General features: G+C 60.2%; 8 protein-coding genes. 3 read left to right on the top strand and 5 right to left on the bottom strand.

Annotated elements, in window-relative coordinates; translation table 11 throughout:
- Positions 1-2: 2 nt before the first annotated feature.
- Positions 3-2,162, bottom strand: coding sequence for a type I secretion system permease/ATPase (locus tag AC0Z5Z_RS13155; RefSeq protein WP_122505896.1), 2,160 nt, complete (start codon positions 2,160-2,162; stop codon positions 3-5).
- A gap of 161 nt (positions 2,163-2,323) precedes the next feature.
- The gene (locus tag AC0Z5Z_RS13160; RefSeq protein ID WP_039761048.1) at positions 2,324-3,682 is read right to left on the bottom strand and encodes a TolC family outer membrane protein; all 1,359 of its coding nucleotides are present in this window, start codon (positions 3,680-3,682) and stop codon (positions 2,324-2,326) included.
- Positions 3,683-4,214: 532 nt separating this feature from the next.
- Between AC0Z5Z_RS13160 and AC0Z5Z_RS13165 the strand changes: the two genes are divergently transcribed.
- A complete protein-coding gene (locus AC0Z5Z_RS13165) occupies positions 4,215-12,062 on the top strand; it encodes a retention module-containing protein (RefSeq protein ID WP_485611191.1) in 7,848 nt (2,615 codons plus the stop codon).
- Positions 12,063-12,229: 167 nt separating this feature from the next.
- Here the strand turns inward: AC0Z5Z_RS13165 and AC0Z5Z_RS13170 are convergent, their stop codons facing one another.
- From AC0Z5Z_RS13170 to AC0Z5Z_RS13180, 3 genes are all read right to left on the bottom strand, one after another.
- The gene (locus AC0Z5Z_RS13170; RefSeq protein WP_485611192.1) at positions 12,230-15,250 is read right to left on the bottom strand and encodes an Ig-like domain-containing protein; all 3,021 of its coding nucleotides are present in this window, start codon (positions 15,248-15,250) and stop codon (positions 12,230-12,232) included.
- A gap of 149 nt (positions 15,251-15,399) precedes the next feature.
- The gene (locus AC0Z5Z_RS13175) at positions 15,400-15,795 is read right to left on the bottom strand and encodes a YbaN family protein (protein ID WP_056783699.1); all 396 of its coding nucleotides are present in this window, start codon (positions 15,793-15,795) and stop codon (positions 15,400-15,402) included.
- 10 nt (positions 15,796-15,805) lie between these two features.
- On the bottom strand, positions 15,806-16,393 hold the full coding sequence (locus AC0Z5Z_RS13180; RefSeq protein WP_101158594.1) for a UPF0149 family protein: 588 nt from the start codon (positions 16,391-16,393) through the stop codon (positions 15,806-15,808).
- A 397-nt stretch (positions 16,394-16,790) separates the two neighbouring features.
- On the opposite strand from AC0Z5Z_RS13180, the gene recQ reads away from it, so the two are divergent.
- Both recQ and AC0Z5Z_RS13190 read left to right on the top strand, forming a co-directional pair.
- The gene (gene recQ, locus AC0Z5Z_RS13185) at positions 16,791-18,920 is read left to right on the top strand and encodes a DNA helicase RecQ (protein ID WP_485611193.1); all 2,130 of its coding nucleotides are present in this window, start codon (positions 16,791-16,793) and stop codon (positions 18,918-18,920) included.
- A 307-nt stretch (positions 18,921-19,227) separates the two neighbouring features.
- The gene (locus tag AC0Z5Z_RS13190; protein ID WP_016771142.1) at positions 19,228-19,662 is read left to right on the top strand and encodes a MarR family transcriptional regulator; all 435 of its coding nucleotides are present in this window, start codon (positions 19,228-19,230) and stop codon (positions 19,660-19,662) included.
- Positions 19,663-19,778 lie beyond the last annotated feature (116 nt).

The raw sequence follows: 19,778 nt of genomic DNA on the forward strand, positions 1-19,778 counted from the left end.
TCCTAGACCGCCGCCGAGCCGACACGGCCCTTGCGCAGTGCGTCGATGACCGCTTCTTTCGGGCCGTCAGCGACGACCCGGCCGTTATCCAGCACCAGCAACCGGTCCACCAGGCTCAACATCGAGGTGCGGTGGGTGACCAGCAGCAGGGTTTTGCCTTGCACCCAGCCATGCAGTTTCTGCCGCAGTGCATCTTCGCTGCTGTTGTCCATGGCGCTGGTGGGTTCGTCGAGCAGCATGATCGGCGGATCGAGTAGTAATGCCCGCGCCAGCAACACCGCTTGGCGTTGGCCGCCGGAAAGCAGCTGTCCGCGTTCGCCCACCGGTCGGTCGAAGCCTTGCGGGTGTTGTCGGGCCAGTTCGGTGACGCCAGTCAGTTCGGCGACTTCGAGCATGCGTGAATCGCTGATGTAGCGCGCGCCCAGGGTCAGGTTGTCGCGCAGGCTGCCGGCCAGCAGCGGCAGGTCGTGGGCGACATATCCGATCTGCTGGCGCAGGTCAGCCACGTCCAGTTGGCGCAGGTCGAGGCCGTCGAGCAACAGCTGGCCTTGTTCCGCTTCGTAGAAGCCCATCACCAATCGCGCCAAGGTACTTTTGCCGGAACCGCTGCGGCCGATGATGCCGACCCGCTCGCCGGGTTTCAGGCTGAAGCTGACCTCGCTCAGCGCCGGTGCATTCTGGCCGTTGTAGTGGAACGTCACGCCGCTGACGTCCAGGGCACCTTGCAGCTGCGTACGTTCCAGTGGCCGTTGTTTGCCGTCGCGTTCCTGCGGCAGGGCCATCAGCGCGTCGGTGCTTTTCATGGTCAGTTGCGCTTGCTGGTAACGGGTGATCAGCCCGGCGATCTGGCCGAGCGGGGCGAGCACGCGGCTGCCGAGCATGTAAGTGGCGACCAGCGCGCCGACACTGAGATTGCCGGCGATGATGCTGTAAACCCCGGCAACAATCGTCGCCATCCCGGAAAACTGCTGGATGAACAGCGTGCCGTTGGTGGCCAGCGCCGACAGGTTGCGCGCGTGGCTGTCGAGGCGGGTGAGGGCGCCGTGGGTGCTTTCCCATTTGTGCTGGCGCTCGCTTTCGGCGCCGCAGGCCTTGAGGGTTTCCAGACCGCCGAGGGTTTCGATCAGCACCGCCTGACGCTCGGCGCCGAGGCTCAGGCTTTTCTGCACGGTGTCACGCAGGCGCACCTGAATCGCCATGGCGAAGATGATGGTGATCGGAAACGCCAGCAGCGGAATCACCACCAGCCAGCCACCGAGCAGGCCGATCACTACCAGCATCAACACCACGAAGGGCAAGTCGATCAGACTCGTCAGGGTCACGGCAGTGAGAAATTCACGCAGGCCCTGGAAGTCGTGAATGCTCTGGGCAAAGCCGCCAATGGTTGCTGGCCGCGCCTTCATCGACATGCCGGTGATGCGCTCGAACAAGGTTGCCGAGAGGATCACATCGGTTTTCTTCCCGGCGGTGTCGAGCAGATGCGCACGCACCACGCGCAGCACCAGTTCAAAACCGGTGCCGATCAGCAAACCGATCGACAGCACCCACAGCGTCGAGGTCGCCTGATTGGGCACCACGCGATCGTAGGTCTGCATGACGAACAGCGGCACCATCAGGCCGAGCAGGTTGATCAGGAAACTGGCGAGGATCGCATCGCTGTACAGCCATTTCGACAGTTTGAGAGTGTCGCGAAACCACGCGTTTACCCGTGGCACCAGCGGCGCGCGGAGGTCTTCGAGTTCATGGCGCGGGCGGGCGAACAAGGCCTGGCCGCTGTAGTGCTCGTTGAGTTCTTCGCGGCTCACCCATTGCTCGCCGCCGTCGGCTTCGCTGGGCAGCAGCAGGGCTTTGCCGTCCTCGCCGAAGCGCCGCAGCACGGCAGTGCGGCCGTCGTTGAGCAGCAGCAGGATCGGCAGGTTCAGCGGCGAAATGTCTTTCAGGTCACGGCGCAACAACCGCGCCTGCAATCCGGCCCGCGCGGCTGCACGGGGCAGCAGATCGAGGCTCAGGCGTTGTTTGTTGAGGGGCAGCCCGGCGCTCAGGCTGGCACGACTGACCGTGGCGCCATGCAGTTTGCAGAGGATCAGCAGGCCGTCGAGTAACGGGTCGTCGAAGCTCAGGCGCGGATCGACCCCGATGGCGCCGGGTTCCATGCTGGTCATAGTGATTGCCTCTGTTGAACGGGCTCGGTTATCGGATCGTTCCCACGCTTTGCGTGGGAATGCAGCCCGTGACGCTCCGCGTCACTGGACGCGGAGCGTCCCTTGAGGCATTCCTTTGCTGCGCGTGGGAACGATCAGGGCAAAGTCAGTTCCTGCACCGTTTATTTCAGTTCCGGCAGGCGCGCCTGGTTTTTCACTTCGGTCGTGGCAATCGCATCAGCCGGCAGCACCACGCGTTGCTTGCTCAGCAACTGGCCCATGTTCGCCAGCACGCGGTACATCGAGTATTCCTCGGTGTAGCGGATTTCGGTGTAGCGACGGTTGGCGTTGTACAGCTCGTTTTCGCTGTCGAGCAGGTCGAGCAAGGTGCGTTGGCCGAGGCCGAACTGGTCCTGATAAGCGGCGCGCACGCGTTTGGTGGTTTCGGCGTATTCGCGGGCGGTCGGTGTCTGCTTCTTCGCGTTCTCCATGGCGTTCCAGGCCAGGCGAATGTTCTCGTTGAGCTGACGCAGGGCGTTGTTGCGGATGTCCATCGCCTGGTTGATGTCGTGGGCATTCGCGGCCAGGCGTGCCTTGTCGCTGCCGCCTCGGAACAGGTTGTAGTTCATCACCACACCGACACGCCATTCGTTGTCGTGGCCTTCGTCGCCCTGCACGTTGTTGTTCGCGCCCACTGCCGCTTCCGCGTCGAAGCGCGGGTAGAACGGCGACTTGGCCACTTCGTACTGGCTCTCGGCGGACTGCACGTCAGCCTGGGCCGATTTCAGGTACGGGTTGTTGTCGACCATGCTCTGCTGCGCTTCACGCAGGTCCGGCGGCAGTTCACCGCGAGTCGAGGCCGGGGTTTCCAGCTCATCGGGCATGCGTCCGACCACGCTGTAGAAATTCGATTCGGCGTCGGCCAGATCGACTTCGGCGGTGTCGAGGTTGTTCTGCGCCAGTGCACGACGGGCAACCGATTGATCGGAGTCTGCAGTGCTGCCGATGCCGCGCTCGGTGCGCAGGCCGATCTGATCGTTGACGCGCAAGTGCGCCTGCAAATTGTTCTTGGCCAGCGTCACCAGTTCCCGACGCTTGAGCACTTCGAGGTAGACCTCGATGGTGCGCAGGGCCAGATCCTGCGCGGTGCCTTGCGCGTAGTAGGCGCGCGAGTTGGACACGCCCTTGGTGCGCTCGACCTCGTTGGCGGTGTTGAAGCCGTCGAAGATCATCTGCCGCAAGCGCAGCTCCGACTGGGTGTAATTGAGGATTTCGGTGTTGTGGTTACCGAAAGCGCGGGTATTGGTGTTGTCGCTGTAACCGCGACCGTAGGCAGCGTTCAGATCGACCGACGGATAAAACCCGCCCTTGGCCACTTTCACCTGTTCATCCGCTGACAAGCGGGCGTCCACGCGCGACGCCAGTTCCGGGTGAGTGGCGATGGTGCTTTGAATCGCCTCGGTGAGGTTCATCGCCTGGGCTTGGGAAGTGCAAGCCATGGCCAGCAAAACCGCGCTGCAGAGGGGGGTTAAAACGCGCATGGGTGCATCTCCCTGGATCTCAATGTTGTGTTACCGTCGCCAAATATTTGACGTAATTTTAGGGTGTAAGCGTTTCACTCTTGTAACAACAGAGCTAAGAACATCCTAGAGCGTAGCTAAGAAAAAATTTTCATAAGGCTTATTCCAAAAAAAACTTATGCGGTTTTTCAAAAGCAGCACATTGTTCAGCTCGAAAGCCTTTGTTTTATGCGCTTTAGGGAGCTCGAAAAGGCTCGAGGAAAGTTCCATTCACTTTGCGAGACACTGCGAAGTACTGCTGAAGGGGAGGGACGCGTAACGGTGAATGAGCGACAGATTTTTGTCACTCAGGTGATTCACCACCGTTACGTAGCGCTAGTGGGTCGGCGGATTGAACAGGGTTGGCAAGTGCTTGATAGCGCTGACAATTCACCTCAAGCCGGGCCTGCGAAACGAACTGTCGAGGGTGCGAGCGTCGCCCCCGGCAACCCGATTGAGCCATGGGCTGCTTCGCGAACCAGTGCCGACGGTGGTCGGCAGCGGAGGATTTCACATGGCAACGCTCATCGGTACGGTCACAAAAGTCATTGGTCAGGTGTTCGCTCAAGCGAGCGACGGCATCAAGCGTCCGTTGTTCGAAGGCGATCGTTTGTACGCCGGCGATCAACTGATCACCGGCGCGGAAGGCGCGGTGGCAGTGAAACTGCAAAACGGCGAGGAATTGACCCTCGGCCGGGGCAGCAGCATCACCATGACCGGGCAATTGCTGGCCGACCAGGCTGTGCCGGTGAACGTCGACGAAGCGCAGACCCCAAGCCAGGCGCAACTGACCGATGTCGAGCAAATCCAGCAAGCCATCGCCGCCGGTGAAGACCCAAGCAAAACTGCCGAAGCCACTGCGGCCGGCCCCAACGCGCCCACCGGCAATACCGGTGAACTGGGCGGCGGGCACAGTTTCGTTCTACTGACCGAAGTCGGCGGCCGGGTCGATCCGATCATCGGTTTCCCCACCGCCGGCTTCAACGGCATTCCCGAATTTCCCGAGTATCGTCGCGACGCGGACATCGATAATGGCGACGACACGCCAGCGCCGGTCGTGGTGCCACCGCCACCGGTGAACAACCCGGTCATCCTCAACGGCCTCAATGGGGCGGATGGTGAACTCAACCTCAATGAAGCCAATCTGCCTGACGGTACAGCGGCCAATCCAGGCGCGCTGACGCAAAGTGGCAACTTCACGGTCTCGGCAGCGGATGGTTTGAACAGCCTGAGCATCGGCGGCATCAACGTGATTGTTGGCGGCGTGCCGATTGGCTTTCCCCAGTCGATCACCACGCAACTGGGCAACACCCTGACCATTACCGGTTACAATGCGGCCACTGGCACAGTCAGCTACAGCTACACCCTCAACGGCAACGAGACCCACGCGGCCGGCGACGGCGTGAACAACCTCAGCGAACAGTTCACCGTAATCGCCACCGACAGCAATGGCGACAGCGCCACCGGCACCCTCGACGTGAACATCACCGACGACGTGCCCAAAGCGTTTGACGACGCCAACGGCATTGCCTCGGAAACCTTGCTGACCCTGACCGGCAATGTCCTCACCAATGACATACAAGGCGCCGACCGCGTACCCACCGGTCCAGTCACGCCCGGTACATTCACCGGTACCTACGGCACCTTGGTTCTGAACGCCGACGGCACCTACACCTACACGCTCAATACCAGCGATGCCGATTTCAAAGCCTTGACCGGTGGCGGCAACGGCACAGAGACCTTCGCCTACACCATCACTGATGCCGACGGCGATACCAGTAGCGCCAACCTGGTTCTGCAGATCCACAACAACGACGATCCAGTCATCATTGATGGCCTGAACGTCGCCGGTGGCGAGTTGACGGTTTACGAGAAAAATCTCGGCGACGGCAGCGCCCCGGATGCTGGTGCGCTGACGCAAAACGGCACGTTCACCATCACTGCACTGGACGGCGTCACCACGCTGACCGTCGGCGGCATCGCCGTGGTGACCAACGGCGTCGCCGCAGGCTTCCCGCAGTCAATCACCACGCCATTGGGCAGCACGCTGACGATTACTGGTTTCAACGCTGCAACCGGCGTGGTCAGTTACAGCTACACCCTGGCTGATAACGAAACGCATCCGAACGCCAACGGCGCGAACAATCTGCCTGAGCAGTTCGCAGTCACGGTGGTCGATGACAACGGCACGACGGCCAACGGCACCCTCGACGTAAACATCACCGACGACGTGCCAAAAGCGTTTGACGACGCCAACGGCATTGCCTCGGAAACCTTGCTGACCCTGACCGGCAACGTCCTGACCAACGACGTGCAAGGTGCCGACCGCGTACCGACCGGTCCAGTCACGCCCGGTATATTCACCGGTACCTACGGCACCTTGGTTCTGAACGCCGACGGCACTTACACCTACACCCTGAACACCAGCGATGCCGATTTCAAAGCCTTGACCGGCGGCGGTAACGGCACAGAGACCTTCGCCTACACCATCACTGATGCCGACGGCGATAGCAGCAGCGCCAATCTGGTTCTGCAGATTCACAACAACGACGACCCAGTCACCATCGATGGCCTGAACGTCGCCGGCGGCGAGCTGACGGTTTACGAGAAGAACCTTGGCGACGGCAGCGCCCCGGATGCTGGTGCGCTGACGCAGAACGGCACGTTCACCATCACTGCACTGGACGGCGTCACCACGCTGACCGTCGGCGGCATCGCCGTGGTGACCAACGGCGTCGCCGCAGGCTTCCCGCAATCGATCACGACGCCACTGGGCAGCACGCTGACCATTACCGGGTTCAACGCTGCAACCGGCGTGGTCAGTTACAGCTACACCCTGGCTGACAACGAAGCGCATCCGAACGCCAACGGCGCGAACAATCTGCCTGAGCAGTTCGCAGTCACGGTGGTCGATGACAACGGCACGACAGCCAACGGCACGCTGGATGTGAACATCGTCGACGACCTGCCGAAAGCCAACGATGACAGCAATGGCACTGCCTCAGAAAGCCAACTGACGCTGACTGGCAATGTCCTCACCAACGACATACAAGGCGCCGACCGCGTACCGACCGGCCCAGTCACGCCGGGTACTTTCACCGGTACTTACGGCACGTTGATGCTGAACGCCGACGGCACCTACACCTACACGCTGAACACCAGCGACGCCGACTTCAAAGCCTTGACCGGCGGCGGTAACGGCACAGAGACCTTCGCCTACACCATCACTGACGCCGACGGCGATTCCAGCACTGCCAACCTCGTTCTGCAGATTCACAACAACGACGACCCGGTGCTGCTCAACGGCCTCGACGTCAACGGTGGCGAACTCACCGTCTACGAAAAAAACCTCAGCGACGGCACCAGCCCCAACACCCCAGCGCTGACACAGAACGGCACTTTTACCGTCAGTGCTCTCGATGGTCTGCAGACCCTCACGGTTGGCGGCATCGCGGTGATCACCAACGGCGTGGCCGCAGGTTTCCCGCAATCGGTGATCACACCCCTGGGCAGCACGTTGACTATCACCGGTTATGACCCGGCAACCGGTGTAGTCAGTTACAGCTACAGCCTGGCCGACAACGAAGCTCATCCAACCGCTAACGGCGCCAACAGCCTTACCGAGAACTTCGACGTGGTGGCGACTGACACCGATGGCAGTACCGCCAGCGGCCAGATCAACGTCAACATCGTCGATGATTTGCCGACCGCGCATGCGGACGCGGCTTCGGTGGCGGAGGGCGGCACCGTCAGCGGCAATGTGCTGGATAACGATGTCGGCGGCGCGGATGGCCCGGCGATTACCGGCGCAGTCGTCGGCGTGCGTGCCGGTGCCGACACCTCGACTTCGGCCATCGGCGGACTCAATTCGCAGATCAACGGCACCTACGGCTACCTCACGCTTGATGCCAACGGTAACGCCGTTTATCACAGCAATCCCAACGCGGTGAACGGTCCGGGTGCGGTGGATGTGTTCACCTACACCGTGCGCGATTCCGATGGTGATGAAAGCACCACGACGATCACCATCGACGTCTATAACAGCTGCCTGAAAGCGGTCAGCGACACTGACGTCACCGTCTACGAAAAAGCCCTCGACCTGAACCGGGACGGCCAGGATCTGGCGGCGGGCAGTGTGGTCGGCAGCGATCCGAACAGCACTGGCGAAACCGCTTCCGGCACCCTGGTCGGCTCGGTCACTGGTGCGGTCGGCGCGATCAGCTATGCACTGGTCGGCAGCGCCACCGGTAATTACGGGCAGATCGTCCTCAATGCCAATGGCACTTACACCTACACCCTGACTTCGCCAGCGACCACCACGCCGCATGCTGACGACGGCGCCAACAGCCTGAGCGAAACCTTCACCTATCAGGCCACCGATTCGCTGGGCAATGTCGTCACCAGCACGATCGTTGTGAGCATCGTCGATGACGTGCCGAAGGCGCTGAATGACAGCAATGCCGACAACGCGACCGAAGCCCAGGTGACCCTGACCGGCAACGTCCTCGACAACGATGTGCAAGGCGCCGACCGCGTCGCCAGCGGCCCGGTGACCGCCGGTACTTTCACCGGCACTTACGGCACCCTGGTGCTCAACGCCAACGGCACTTACACCTACACGCTGGACGCCAATGACGCCGACTTCAAAAACCTCCATGGCGGCGGCAACGGCACGGAAACCTTCGCCTACACCATCACCGATGCCGACGGCGACACCAGCACCGCCAACCTGGTGTTGAACATCCACAACAATGACGATCCGGTGTGCCTCGACGGCCTCAACGTGAAGGGCGGCGAAATCACTGTTTACGAGAAAAACCTCAGCGACGGCAGCAACCCCGACACCTCGGCGCTGAGCCGGAGCGGCAGCTTCACCGTGACCGCTCTTGATGGCCTGCAAACCCTCACGGTCGGCGGCATTGCGGTGATCAGCAATGGCGTCGCCGCCGGTTTGCCGCAATCGGTGGTCTCGCCACTGGGCAGCACCTTCACCATCACCGGTTACGATCCGGCCACCGGCGTGGTCAGTTACAGCTACACCCTGGTCGACAACGAAGCTCATCCGAACGCCAACGGTGCCAACAGCCTCAGCGAGAGCTTCGACGTGGTCGCCACTGATACCGATGGCAGTACCGCCAGCGGTCAGATCAACGTCAATATCGTCGACGATTTGCCGACTGCCAACGCCGATACCGGCTCGGTGGCGGAGGGCGGCACGGTCAATGTCAGTGTGCTCGGCAATGACAGCAGCGGCGCCGATGGTGCCGCAACGGTGGTCGGCGTGCGGGCCGGCAGCAACACCGCGACATCAGCCAGCGGCGGGCTCAACAGCAACATCAACGGCAACTACGGCCACCTGACCCTCGACGCGGCGGGCAATGCGGTTTACCACAGCAACCCGAACTCGGTGAGCCCGCCGGGCGCGACCGACACGTTCACTTACACCATCCGTGACAGCGACGGCGATGAAAGCACCACGACGCTGACCATCAACGTCGCCGACAGCAAACTGGTCGCCTCGGTGGATCAGGATGTCACTGTCTACGAAAAAGCCCTCGACCTGAACAAGGATGGCCAGGATCTCGCCCCCGGCACAGTCACCGGCAGCGAACCGGGCAATACCGGTGAAACCGCCAGCGGCACGCTGGTCGGTTCGGTCAGTGGCGGCAGCGGCGCGATCACTTACACCCTGGTCGGCAACGCCACCGGTAGCTACGGGCAACTGCTGCTCAACGCTGACGGCACCTACACCTACACGCTGACCTCGGCGCCGAAAACCGCGCCGAACGCCAACGACGGGCCGAACACCCTCAGCGAAACGTTCACCTACAAAGCCACCGATGCCCTGGGCAACAGCACCACCAGCACCCTGGTGGTGAACATCGTCGACGATGTGCCGAAAGCCGTTGCCTCGGATCGCTCGGTAACCGCAGTGGAGATCGATTCGAACATTCTCATCGTCCTCGACATCTCCGGCAGTATGGCTGATGCCTCTGGCGTGCCGGGCCTGTCGCGGCTGGCACTGGCCAAGCAGGCCATTGGTGCCTTGCTCGACAAGTACGATGATCTGGGCGATGTGAAAGTGCAGCTGGTGACGTTCAGCAGCAATGCCGCCGACCGCACCACCGTGTGGGTGGATGTCGCCACCGCCAAGACACTCCTCGCCGGTCTCAACGCTGGCGGCGGCACCAACTACGATGCTGCCGTAGCAGTGATGCAGACCGCGTTCAACACCTCCGGCAAACTCACCGGGGCACAGAACGTCGGCTACTTCTTCTCTGACGGCAAGCCCAACGAGGGCGACATCGGCACGGCTGACGAAGCCGCGCTGAAAAACTTCCTCGACGCCAACAACATCAAGAACTACGCCATTGGTCTGGGCAGTGGCGTGAGCAACGCCAACCTCGATCCGCTGGCCTACGACGGCATCAACCACACCAATACCAATGCGGTGGTGGTCACCGATCTCAATCAGCTCAACTCGGTATTGTCCGGCACCGTGCAGGGCGCGCCGATCACCGGTTCGCTGCTGGGCGAGGGCGGTTCGTTCGGCGCCGATGGCGGTTTCATCAAGTCGATCGTGGTCGACGGCACCACCTACACCTACGATCCGAAAGCCCTCAGTGGCCAGGGTTCGTTGACCGCGAGCGGCGGCGCCAATCACGGCACCTTCAATACCGCCAACAACAGCGTCAGCATTGCCACCAACAACAGCGGCACGCTGGTGGTCAATCTTGATACCGGCGAATACAGCTACACCTCGCAGAAAACCACCGCCGTGGTGATCACCGAAAACATCGGCTTCACCGTCAGCGACAACGACGGCGATCTGGCCAGCTCCACCCTGACGGTGAAAGTGATCCCCAACGCGCCACCGGTAGCGATGGACGACCACGTCATCACCAACGTGCTGTCAGGCAACATCGTGGTGCCGGGCGAGCTGTTGCTGGCCAATGACACCGATCCGAACGGCGACACCCTCAACGCCACACCCACCAGTTTCAATACCGGTTGGGTGTCGAAAGCGGCGGACTTCACCGGCAGCGGCCTGATCGGCTTCACTGGGCAGACCAATAACGCAGCCAACCAGAATCTGGCCAATGTGCGCAGCGCCTTCAGCGCCAATGCCGCGACCATGACCGCCGTGCTGGTGGTCAGCGGTTATCTGGGCATGGTGAGCAACAGCAATGCCAACGATGAAGACCGCATTACCGTCAATCTGCGTCAGGGCGAAACCCTCAATCTGGATCACAATCTGGGTGCCGGTAAGATCAGCATGGAGTATTCGCTCAACGGCGGTGCCTGGATGGCGCTGGCGGACGGCCAGACCCTCAGCGCCTCGGCGGACGGCGTCTACCAGATTCACATCACCAACATTGGTAATGGTGGCGGCAACCCGAATGCGGCGGAGAACTACCAGCTGACCATGACCCTCAACTACGCCGCGGCCCACGACATCACGCCGGACTACCACGGCACTTACGCCGCCAACGACAACCACGGCGGCAGCGACACGGCCAACATCAGCATCAGCTATCAGGACGGCCACACCCTGACTGGCACTGCTGGCGACGATGTGTTGGTGGCGGGCAGCGGCAACAACGTGATCAATGCCGGCGACGGCAACGACGTACTCACGGCAGGCTCCGGCAATAACGAAATGCACGGCGACGCTGGCAACGATTTGCTCTACAGCGGCGCGGGCAACGATCTGCTCGACGGCGGCACTGGCAGCGACACCGCCAGCTACGCCCACGCCACAGCCGCCGTCACCGTCAATCTCGGCCTGCTGGGTGCGCAGAACACCCTCGGCGCCGGTACCGATACGCTGACCGGCATCGAAAACCTGCTCGGCTCCAACTTCAACGACAGCCTCACCGGCGACGGCAACAACAACGTGATCAACGGTGGCCTCGGCAACGACTTCCTCAATGGCGGCGCTGGCGATGACTTGCTGATCGGTGGCATGGGCAACAATACGCTGACGGGCGGGGCAGGGGCGGACACCTTCCAGTGGCTCAAGGGCAACAGCGGCCATGACCTGATTACCGATTTCACCCCCGGTACCGACAGGCTCGATCTGTCGCAACTGCTGCAAGGCGAAAACGCCAGTACCGCGTCGCTGGACGACTATCTGCACTTCACCGTCAGCGGCAGCGGCGCCTCGGTGATGACCAGCATCGACGTCAGCGCCATGGCCGGCGCCGCGCCGAGCCAGACCATCGACCTGGCCGGCGTCAACCTCGCCAGCCACTACGGCGTGACCCCGGGCGCAGGCGGCATGATTGCCAGCGGTCACGACACAGCGACGATCATCAGCGGCATGCTCAATGATCATTCGTTGAAGGTGGATACGGTTTGAGCTGAGGTCTGAAATGACAAAACCCGCCGCCCCGGTTGATTCGGGACGGTGGGTTTTGTCTGTCTGTAGAGACGTGTTGTCTTTAAGTCAGCCTTCGCGAGCAGGCTCGCTCCCACAGGGGAGAGCGGTGAAACTGTGGGAGCGAGCCTGCTCGCGAAGAGGCCGGTTTATCCGTAAATGGGATAGATACACCATGGAGCCCATCGGGCGTTCAGGTCCGAATGGCAATAAATTCCGCCGTTGGCATGTCCATATATCGCTCGCAGGTTGCCAGGACAACCGCTTTCATCACACATCCTGTAGATCCCTCCAGCGGCTATTGGCCAATAAGGATCGGGACCATATACAACTTGCATGGCGTGCAGTGCTCTGCTCATCGGTTCTGCGCCCGGAATGCTGTATCGCCAGTTGAGCGCCTCTTGGTGTGTCATGCCGTAGCCGCCGATAGCCAACTGATAAACATTCGTCACACTGACGTAATAGGAAAATGAGCTGAATCGGTCCTGTACGGTAATGTACGTATTGCCGTTACGTATGCCCGTGACTTTCCCGTTGCCGTCGACATAAGCCACGTTCGGATTACTGCTTCTGTAGGTGATCGGGTGGACGCCTGTAGACGGGACGGCGGCGCGGATTTGGGTATTGTTTGGAAAATCTGCACTGTGAGTGTGGCGCCATGCATAAACTCTCAGTCCTGACAGGGCCATGGCGCTGTTGTTGACTTGCAGCGCTTTGCGCAGCGTGAACGAGCGTAAAGGAGAGAGAAGACTGTCGCCATAGAGTGCTCGAATCTGCACGACTGTCAGTACATCGACAACGAGCCCCTTCAATAGCGTTGAAAATTTCCCGTCCTTGTCTGTGGTCAATGTCTCTATCGACTTGCCATTCACCAGAACTTCAACCTGCTGTTCTACGCTCGCAGTTCCCTCGATCGTGACATTCGGATCAACCGTCAGGTCGCTATGCGGAATCTCCCTGTTCTGCGAGTCCTTAATCAGTGTGATGACCGGCTGCAACTCAACCAGAGATTCGATCTGATAGGTCTGGTGGGGAAATTCCACTGGATTGCCGCGCAACCCCAGGCGCACGGAAAATATCAATGTCGCCGTACTGCCGCTTTTGAGATTTTTCAACACTTCCAGCGTCGGCGTTGACAGTTCCCGTATCAGCCCGGCGCTGGTGACGCTCGCCTCCGCGTTCATGATGACGTGGCGAACAGGGTTGTCTTTGCTGTCGATGCCGATCAGCACCAGCGTCATGCTCTGGCCCGGCCGTTGTCCGTGCCAGAGGTTGACCGCCAATTTGTCTGCGCTGGTCAGTTTTTTTACGTCCAGGATTGCGTTATCAATGCCAATGATTCGCGGTCTCGGAAACCTGGGATCCTGATCAGCGATCAGTTTGAAAGAAATCTCAGTTTCCGGAGAAGATCCGATTTTCTTGCCGTCCTGATTCAGGTTGAATTTGAATCGCACGGTTTCACCGTGAAGCGCCACAATGAGGCGCCTGTCGAACGTAAAGCGGGCTTGTTTGGCCGAATCCAGATCTACCAGCGGGAAGCGATCAAATCCCAAGGGCAGTGGTGTGCACACCAGGCGAACCTTCTCGGTCTTGGCATCGAGATATTCCACCAGCATGCTCGGCAGCGCTGCCAAGGGATCAAGCGGATTAGTGAAAGGCGATACCAGTGAGGGCGGCGTGAGGACAAGCTCCTTGGGATCGCCGATCTTCAACTGCGCGATATCGGAAAAGACTTCACTTTCGCCGGGATTGGTGATGGTGGCCTGCACGGCCAGTCTCGCGCTGGCGTAGGGCTTGATGTACTCGTTCTCGGCCTCGAAAACGATGGGCTTTGAAGGATCCGTTACAAGCTGTCCCCAAGTAAACCGTACCAACTTGCCGTTGATGTCTGTGGTCTGCCAATGCAGCTTGACCTCTGCCCCTTGTTTCAAGGGCCAGAAACTGGCGACATTTATAAAGGCTTTGGCAGTGTCGACTGCCAGCTCACCTTCCACCAGTGGGGTGACCTCCGGTGCTCCCAGTGGCAAGGATTTACCCGCAACGGTGACGTCAGCAGGTTTGGAAAGTTTGGACTGACCTGCTCTGGTCAGAATATAAGTTGCCCGTAAACTTCCACCTATCACATTTTGAATGCGGAAATTTTCCACGGGAAAGTTCAGTGTCTTGCTGTCTACGGTCACCGTTAAAGAATAGGTATGAGTGACTGGCACGTTGTTTCGGGTGAATCCTTCCAGTGTCAGGGCGATCACATCGTTGATCGCAAAACTGCCCGTCAGGAGAATGTTCGTCGGGCCGCCTGCAAGCCAGTCATGGTGTATTACGTCGTCGGCATCGGACTGCTCGAAAATCGGCGCGGTCAGCAGGGTTATTACGGGCTTGAACGGCAGAATGAGCGGTTCCGAAAAACCACTGGAGTTCTCGACAACGTCATAAACGCTCCAGCGCACCACCAGATTGCTGGTTTGTTGCAATTTGCCGAGCAAGTCAGGCGTCAGCTTGAAAACGATGTCGGCCGAGTCGTCGGTCACGACGAAGTCCAGCCGCAGCGAACCAAATGTCAGCACGACCGTATCGCCGATCTGCTGATTGAAGTAATGCTTGACCGTGACTTCCATGCCCTCTTTGATGACGTTCTGATCGACGATACTTTCCGATGCGATTGGCAGCTTGAGGCCCTGATTGGAAGGCTTGCCGCCGTCAATGTCCGCTTCGCCCGGAGCGGGATGTTTGAACCAGAGTTGTGAGTGTGGCGATTCCCCCGGGTTGCCGCTCAGTCTCGTGACTTTAATCCAGCAATCCAGCCTGACGTCGGTAAACGGCAGGAATTTCTCCTCGAGGGTTTCAGCTGTAATGTCAAAAAGTACGGTTTTAGGGGTCTTTCCATCGGCCTCAAAATCGTCCTCTGTAAGGGCGAAATCAATCACGGACGAAGGGGTGGTGACATCGGGTCTATCGAGGAAGACTTCGATACGGTCACCGAGGGCTTGAGACAGATACGCCGGGAGACTGAAGCCCAATCCGTTAATGTTCTGAGCAATCATGGCGATGTTGATACCGTAGCTCTGGTCAGTTTGCAGCTTGTGCAGGAGTGGTTGCGGCGGATAGAGGGCCAGCACACCGATACCGGAACGCGGCGCAGGAGGGAATATCAGGTATTGTGAGCTGTTCATGAATTTTCGCCTTCCACACGGGGCGCTTACCTGGGCTGTCAGCGCCGATACGGAAGAATTAAGCATGCGACGTTAAAGCGCGCACCTGTCAACTCTGACAGGTGCGGACGGATATCGGATGAACGGTTGTGCCGCCGACGGTGGAGCAATCAGCGTTTTTTCAAGGTCTTCTGCCGCACAATATAAACCGTCACCAACACCGCACTGGTCAGCATGAACCCACGCGCCCAAACCAACGGCACCAGATAACACGAGAACAGAATGCTCACCCACATCAGGCCGATCGCGTAGACCTTGCCTTTGAGCGGGATGCCGTTGCCTTCGAGGTAGTCGCGAATCCATGGCCCCAGCCGTGGATGTTCGACCAGCCAGCGATAGAAGCGCGGAGAGCTGCGCGCGAAGCAGGCCGCGGCGAGCAGGAGGAAGGGGGTGGTGGGCAGGACCGGCAGGAAGATGCCGATCACCCCCAATGCGACGCTGAGCCAGCCGATGGCCAGCAGGACGTAGCGCAACATCAGGGGGCGGTTGCCTATGGGGTTGTCCATAGGCCGGGTCTTAGTGATGACGAGGCTTGAGGATCGCCGGTTTTTCGTCGGGGGCCTGGCACAGCAGATACAGCGCGGTCAGGGCTTCCGGGATCTGAACGATCATGTCGTCCATCAGGTTGGCGTCCTTGGCGATGTCTTCGAACTCAGGCTGCTCGTCGAACAGACCGGAACCGACCATGATCGGCAGGAGCATTTCGCTGACTTCTTCTTCGGCGGTTTCGAACCAGGCCGCTTCGCGCAGGAACACGCCTTCCATGAAACCGATGCACCAGCCGCGCAGTTCGGAATCGTCCGGCTCTTCGCCCAGATCCAGTTCGCACGGCAATTCGAATTCTTCATCCGAGGCCAGTTGACGAGCGATGTGCGCTTTGAGGCCGATCAGTGTGGCTTCGATTTCGGCACGCTGGGCTTCGTCGGCGTAATGCGGCTCTTCGGCGAACAGCGCGTCGATCCACTCGCGCTCCGGAACGTCTTCGGAGCAGATAGACAGCGCGGTCAGGTAACCGTGGGCGGCGACGTAATCCAGCGCCTCGTCGTGCAGCTCGTCGGCATCGAGGAAGACTTGCAGGCGGGTCAGTTGCTCAGCGAAGGACATTACGGGGCTACCTTGGGGAATAAACAATGCGGGAATTCTAGGCTTTCTTGCGCGCTCTAGCCAGCCGCTTGGCAGATTTGCCGTAATTGCCGGACGGTATACAAAGCCATGTGGGAGCGAGCCTGCTCGCGAAGGCGGCATGTCAGGCACTGTTGCATTGACTGACCGATTGCTTTCGCGAGCAGGCTCGCTCCCACAAGGGCTTTTTGTGTGTCGGTCGGGCGGTGTCTTCTCAGCGGCACCCTGTGCGGCGAAGGCCTCGGGTATACTGCCGCGTTTTGCGATCCCTGCTGGCGCTGCGCTGGTCATGCAATGTGTTCTTACGTTTTGTTTAAGCAGCCGAAGCTGCTCTGAACCAGCCTGAGCAGGGATGTATCGGTAGATTTTTGGAGTTTTTATGCTCGAACAGGCTCAACGCGTCCTCAAGGACATCTTCGGCTACGACAGTTTCCGTGGCCGTCAGGGTGCGATCATTGAGCGCGTGGCCAGCGGCGGTGATGCGCTGGTGCTGATGCCTACCGGTGGCGGCAAGTCGTTGTGCTTCCAGGTGCCGGCACTGTTGCGCGAGGGCCTGGCGGTGGTCGTTTCGCCGTTGATCGCGCTGATGGACGATCAGGTCGCCACCCTTGAAGAACTGGGCGTCGCCGCCGCTGCGCTGAACTCCACGCTGAGTGCCGAGCAGCAGCGTGATCTCGCCCTGCGGATCAAGCGCGGCGAAGTGAAAATGCTCTATCTCGCGCCCGAGCGTCTGGTGCAGCCACGCATGCTGGCGTTCCTGCAAAGCCTGGAAATCGCCCTGTTCGCCATCGACGAAGCGCATTGCGTGTCGCAATGGGGTCACGATTTCCGCCGCGAATACCTGCAACTGGGTCAATTGGCCGAGCTGTTCCCCAACGTTCCGCGCATTGCCCTCACCGCGACCGCCGACAAGCGCACCCGCGAAGAAATTGTCGATCGCCTGCACCTGCAGAACGCCGAGCGCTTTCTGTCGAGTTTCGACCGCCCGAACATCTTCTATCGCATCGTGCCCAAGGAGCAGCCGCGCAAACAGTTGCTGGCGTTCCTCGCCGAACGGCGCAGCGATGCCGGCATCGTTTACTGCCTGTCGCGCAAGAAGGTCGAAGAAGTTGCGGCGTTCCTCAGCGAGCAGGGCTTCCCGGCGCTCGCGTATCACGCCGGTCTGCCCAACGATCTGCGCGCTTATCACCAGAAGCGCTTCCTAAACGAGGAAGGCCTGATCATGGTCGCCACCGTGGCGTTCGGCATGGGCATCGACAAGCCCAACGTACGTTTTGTCGCGCACCTCGATCTGCCGAAATCTCTCGAGGCGTATTACCAGGAAACCGGGCGCGGCGGCCGTGACGGGCTGCCGGCGGATGCGTGGATGGCCTACGGTCTGCAAGACGTGGTGATGCTCAAGCAGATGCTGCAGAACTCCGAAGGCGACGAGCGGCACAAGCGTCTGGAGCAGCACAAGCTCGACGCGATGCTCTCGCTGTGCGAAGAAACCCGCTGCCGCCGGCAGGCGTTGCTGGCCTATTTCGATGAAGACATGCCTGAGCCGTGCGGGCACTGCGACAACTGTGTCGACGGCGTGCAGACCTGGGACGCCACCGAACCTGCTCGTCAGGCCTTGTCGGCGATTTTCCGCACCGGCCAGCGCTATGGCGTCGGTCATCTGGTCGACGTGTTGCTGGGCAAGGACAACGAAAAGGTGCGCAGCTTCGGCCATCAGCATTTGTCGGTGTTCGGTGTTGGCAAGGCGTTGAGCGAGAGCGAGTGGCGCTCGCTGTTCCGCCAGTTGGTGGCGCGTGGGTTGGCCGATGTCGATCACGAGGGTTATGGCGGTCTGCGTCTTAATGACAGTTGCCGGCCGCTGCTCAAAGGCGAAGTGAAACTGGAACTGCGCCGTGACCTGAAACCGCAAGTCACTGCCAAAACGGGTAGCAAGAGCCAGGCCAGCCAACTGGTGCGCGGCGAGGAACGCGAACAGTGGGAAGCCTTGCGCGCACTACGGCGCAAATTGGCCGAAGAACACGGCGTGCCGCCGTACGTCATCTTCCCCGACTCGACGTTGTTGGAAATGCTCCGCAGCCAGCCGACGTCTCTGGCGGAAATGGCCCGGGTCAGCGGCGTCGGCGCACGCAAGCTGGAGCGCTATGGCGAAGCCTTCCTCGAAGTGCTCGGCGGCGAGGCGGAGGCGCCGAAGGTGGTCGCCGATGTCCGTCACGAGCTGATCACCCTGGCCCGCGCCGGCATGACCCCGCTGCAGATCGCCGGGCAGTTGCAGTGTTCGGAGAAGAACGTCTACGCCATGCTCGCCGAAGCCATCGGCAAGCAACAGTTATCGCTGGAGCAGGCGCTGGATTTGCCAGAAGAGCTGATGGGTGAAGTGCAGGACGCGTTTCTCGATGGCGAGGGCGAGTTGCCGTCCGTCGCCGAAGTCGCCGAGTTGTTCGCCGGACGTGTTCCTGAAGGCGTGCTTTATTGTGTGCGGGCGGCGTTGCAGTCTGAATTCGAGATGTAATCTGGCCGTTCCCTAACCCCAGCCCTCTCCCACAGGGAGAGGGAGCCGACCGCGGTGTCTGGCGGCAGACTCGACCTGCAAAACCGAGTCGATTATGGATTCAGCGAGCGCTGTCGGGTCGGCGAATTTTCAAAGCATCCCCCGCTCAGTTCCCTCTCCCACTGGGAGAGGGCTAGGGTGAGGGGCTTTTGATCTTCGCGCAGTTGTAACGATTCAGTACAGAGCCACTCTTGCCTATAACTGCCGCCCATGCTTAGCTGACTAATAATTAGATTTTCCGTATTTTCAGTCTAACCGTGAGTGTTTTATGCCGTTAACCGATCAACATCGCTTTGGTATGCAACTGGCCCAGATGTCCCGTGGCTGGCGTGCCGAACTGGATCGTCGCCTCGCCGGGCTGGGCCTGTCGCAGGCGCGCTGGCTGGTGCTGCTGCATCTGGCGCGTTTTGAAGAGGCGCCTACCCAACGCGAACTGGCCCAGAGTGTCGGCGTCGAAGGCCCGACCCTGGCGCGCTTGCTCGATAGTCTGGAGAACCAGGGACTGGTGCAACGCCAGTCCGTGATGGAAGACCGCCGGGCGAAAAAAATCGTGCTCTGCGCACCTGCCTTGCCCCTGATCGAACAAATCGAAACCATTGCCACGCAACTGCGTCACGAACTGTTCGAAGGTGTCGACGAGGCGGATCTGAAGGTGTGCATGCGCGTGCACGGGCACATTCTGGCCAACCTGGAAAAATCTTGAGGCACATCCCGGCAGCGATTTTTTGAGAGATCGCGCTGAGCCGACTATAAGAACTACTGGGCAATATCGTGTTCGTACCGGATGTGCGAACGCATAGAAACCGGTTTTGCTTATTT

It is taken from the genome of Pseudomonas sp. 1L-E-NC-VB-C3, assembly GCF_057291535.1.

Excerpts from the sequence above, each read along its gene's own strand:
- AC0Z5Z_RS13155 (WP_122505896.1), bottom strand. The coding sequence starts at position 2,162 with ATGACCAGCATGGAACCCGGCGCCATCGGGGTCGATCCGCGCCTGAGC.
- AC0Z5Z_RS13160 (WP_039761048.1), bottom strand. The coding sequence starts at position 3,682 with ATGCGCGTTTTAACCCCCCTCTGCAGCGCGGTTTTGCTGGCCATGGCT.
- AC0Z5Z_RS13165 (WP_485611191.1), top strand. The coding sequence starts at position 4,215 with ATGGCAACGCTCATCGGTACGGTCACAAAAGTCATTGGTCAGGTGTTC.
- AC0Z5Z_RS13170 (WP_485611192.1), bottom strand. The coding sequence starts at position 15,250 with ATGAACAGCTCACAATACCTGATATTCCCTCCTGCGCCGCGTTCCGGT.
- AC0Z5Z_RS13175 (WP_056783699.1), bottom strand. The coding sequence starts at position 15,795 with ATGGACAACCCCATAGGCAACCGCCCCCTGATGTTGCGCTACGTCCTG.
- AC0Z5Z_RS13180 (WP_101158594.1), bottom strand. The coding sequence starts at position 16,393 with ATGTCCTTCGCTGAGCAACTGACCCGCCTGCAAGTCTTCCTCGATGCC.
- recQ (WP_485611193.1), top strand. The coding sequence starts at position 16,791 with ATGCTCGAACAGGCTCAACGCGTCCTCAAGGACATCTTCGGCTACGAC.
- AC0Z5Z_RS13190 (WP_016771142.1), top strand. The coding sequence starts at position 19,228 with ATGCCGTTAACCGATCAACATCGCTTTGGTATGCAACTGGCCCAGATG.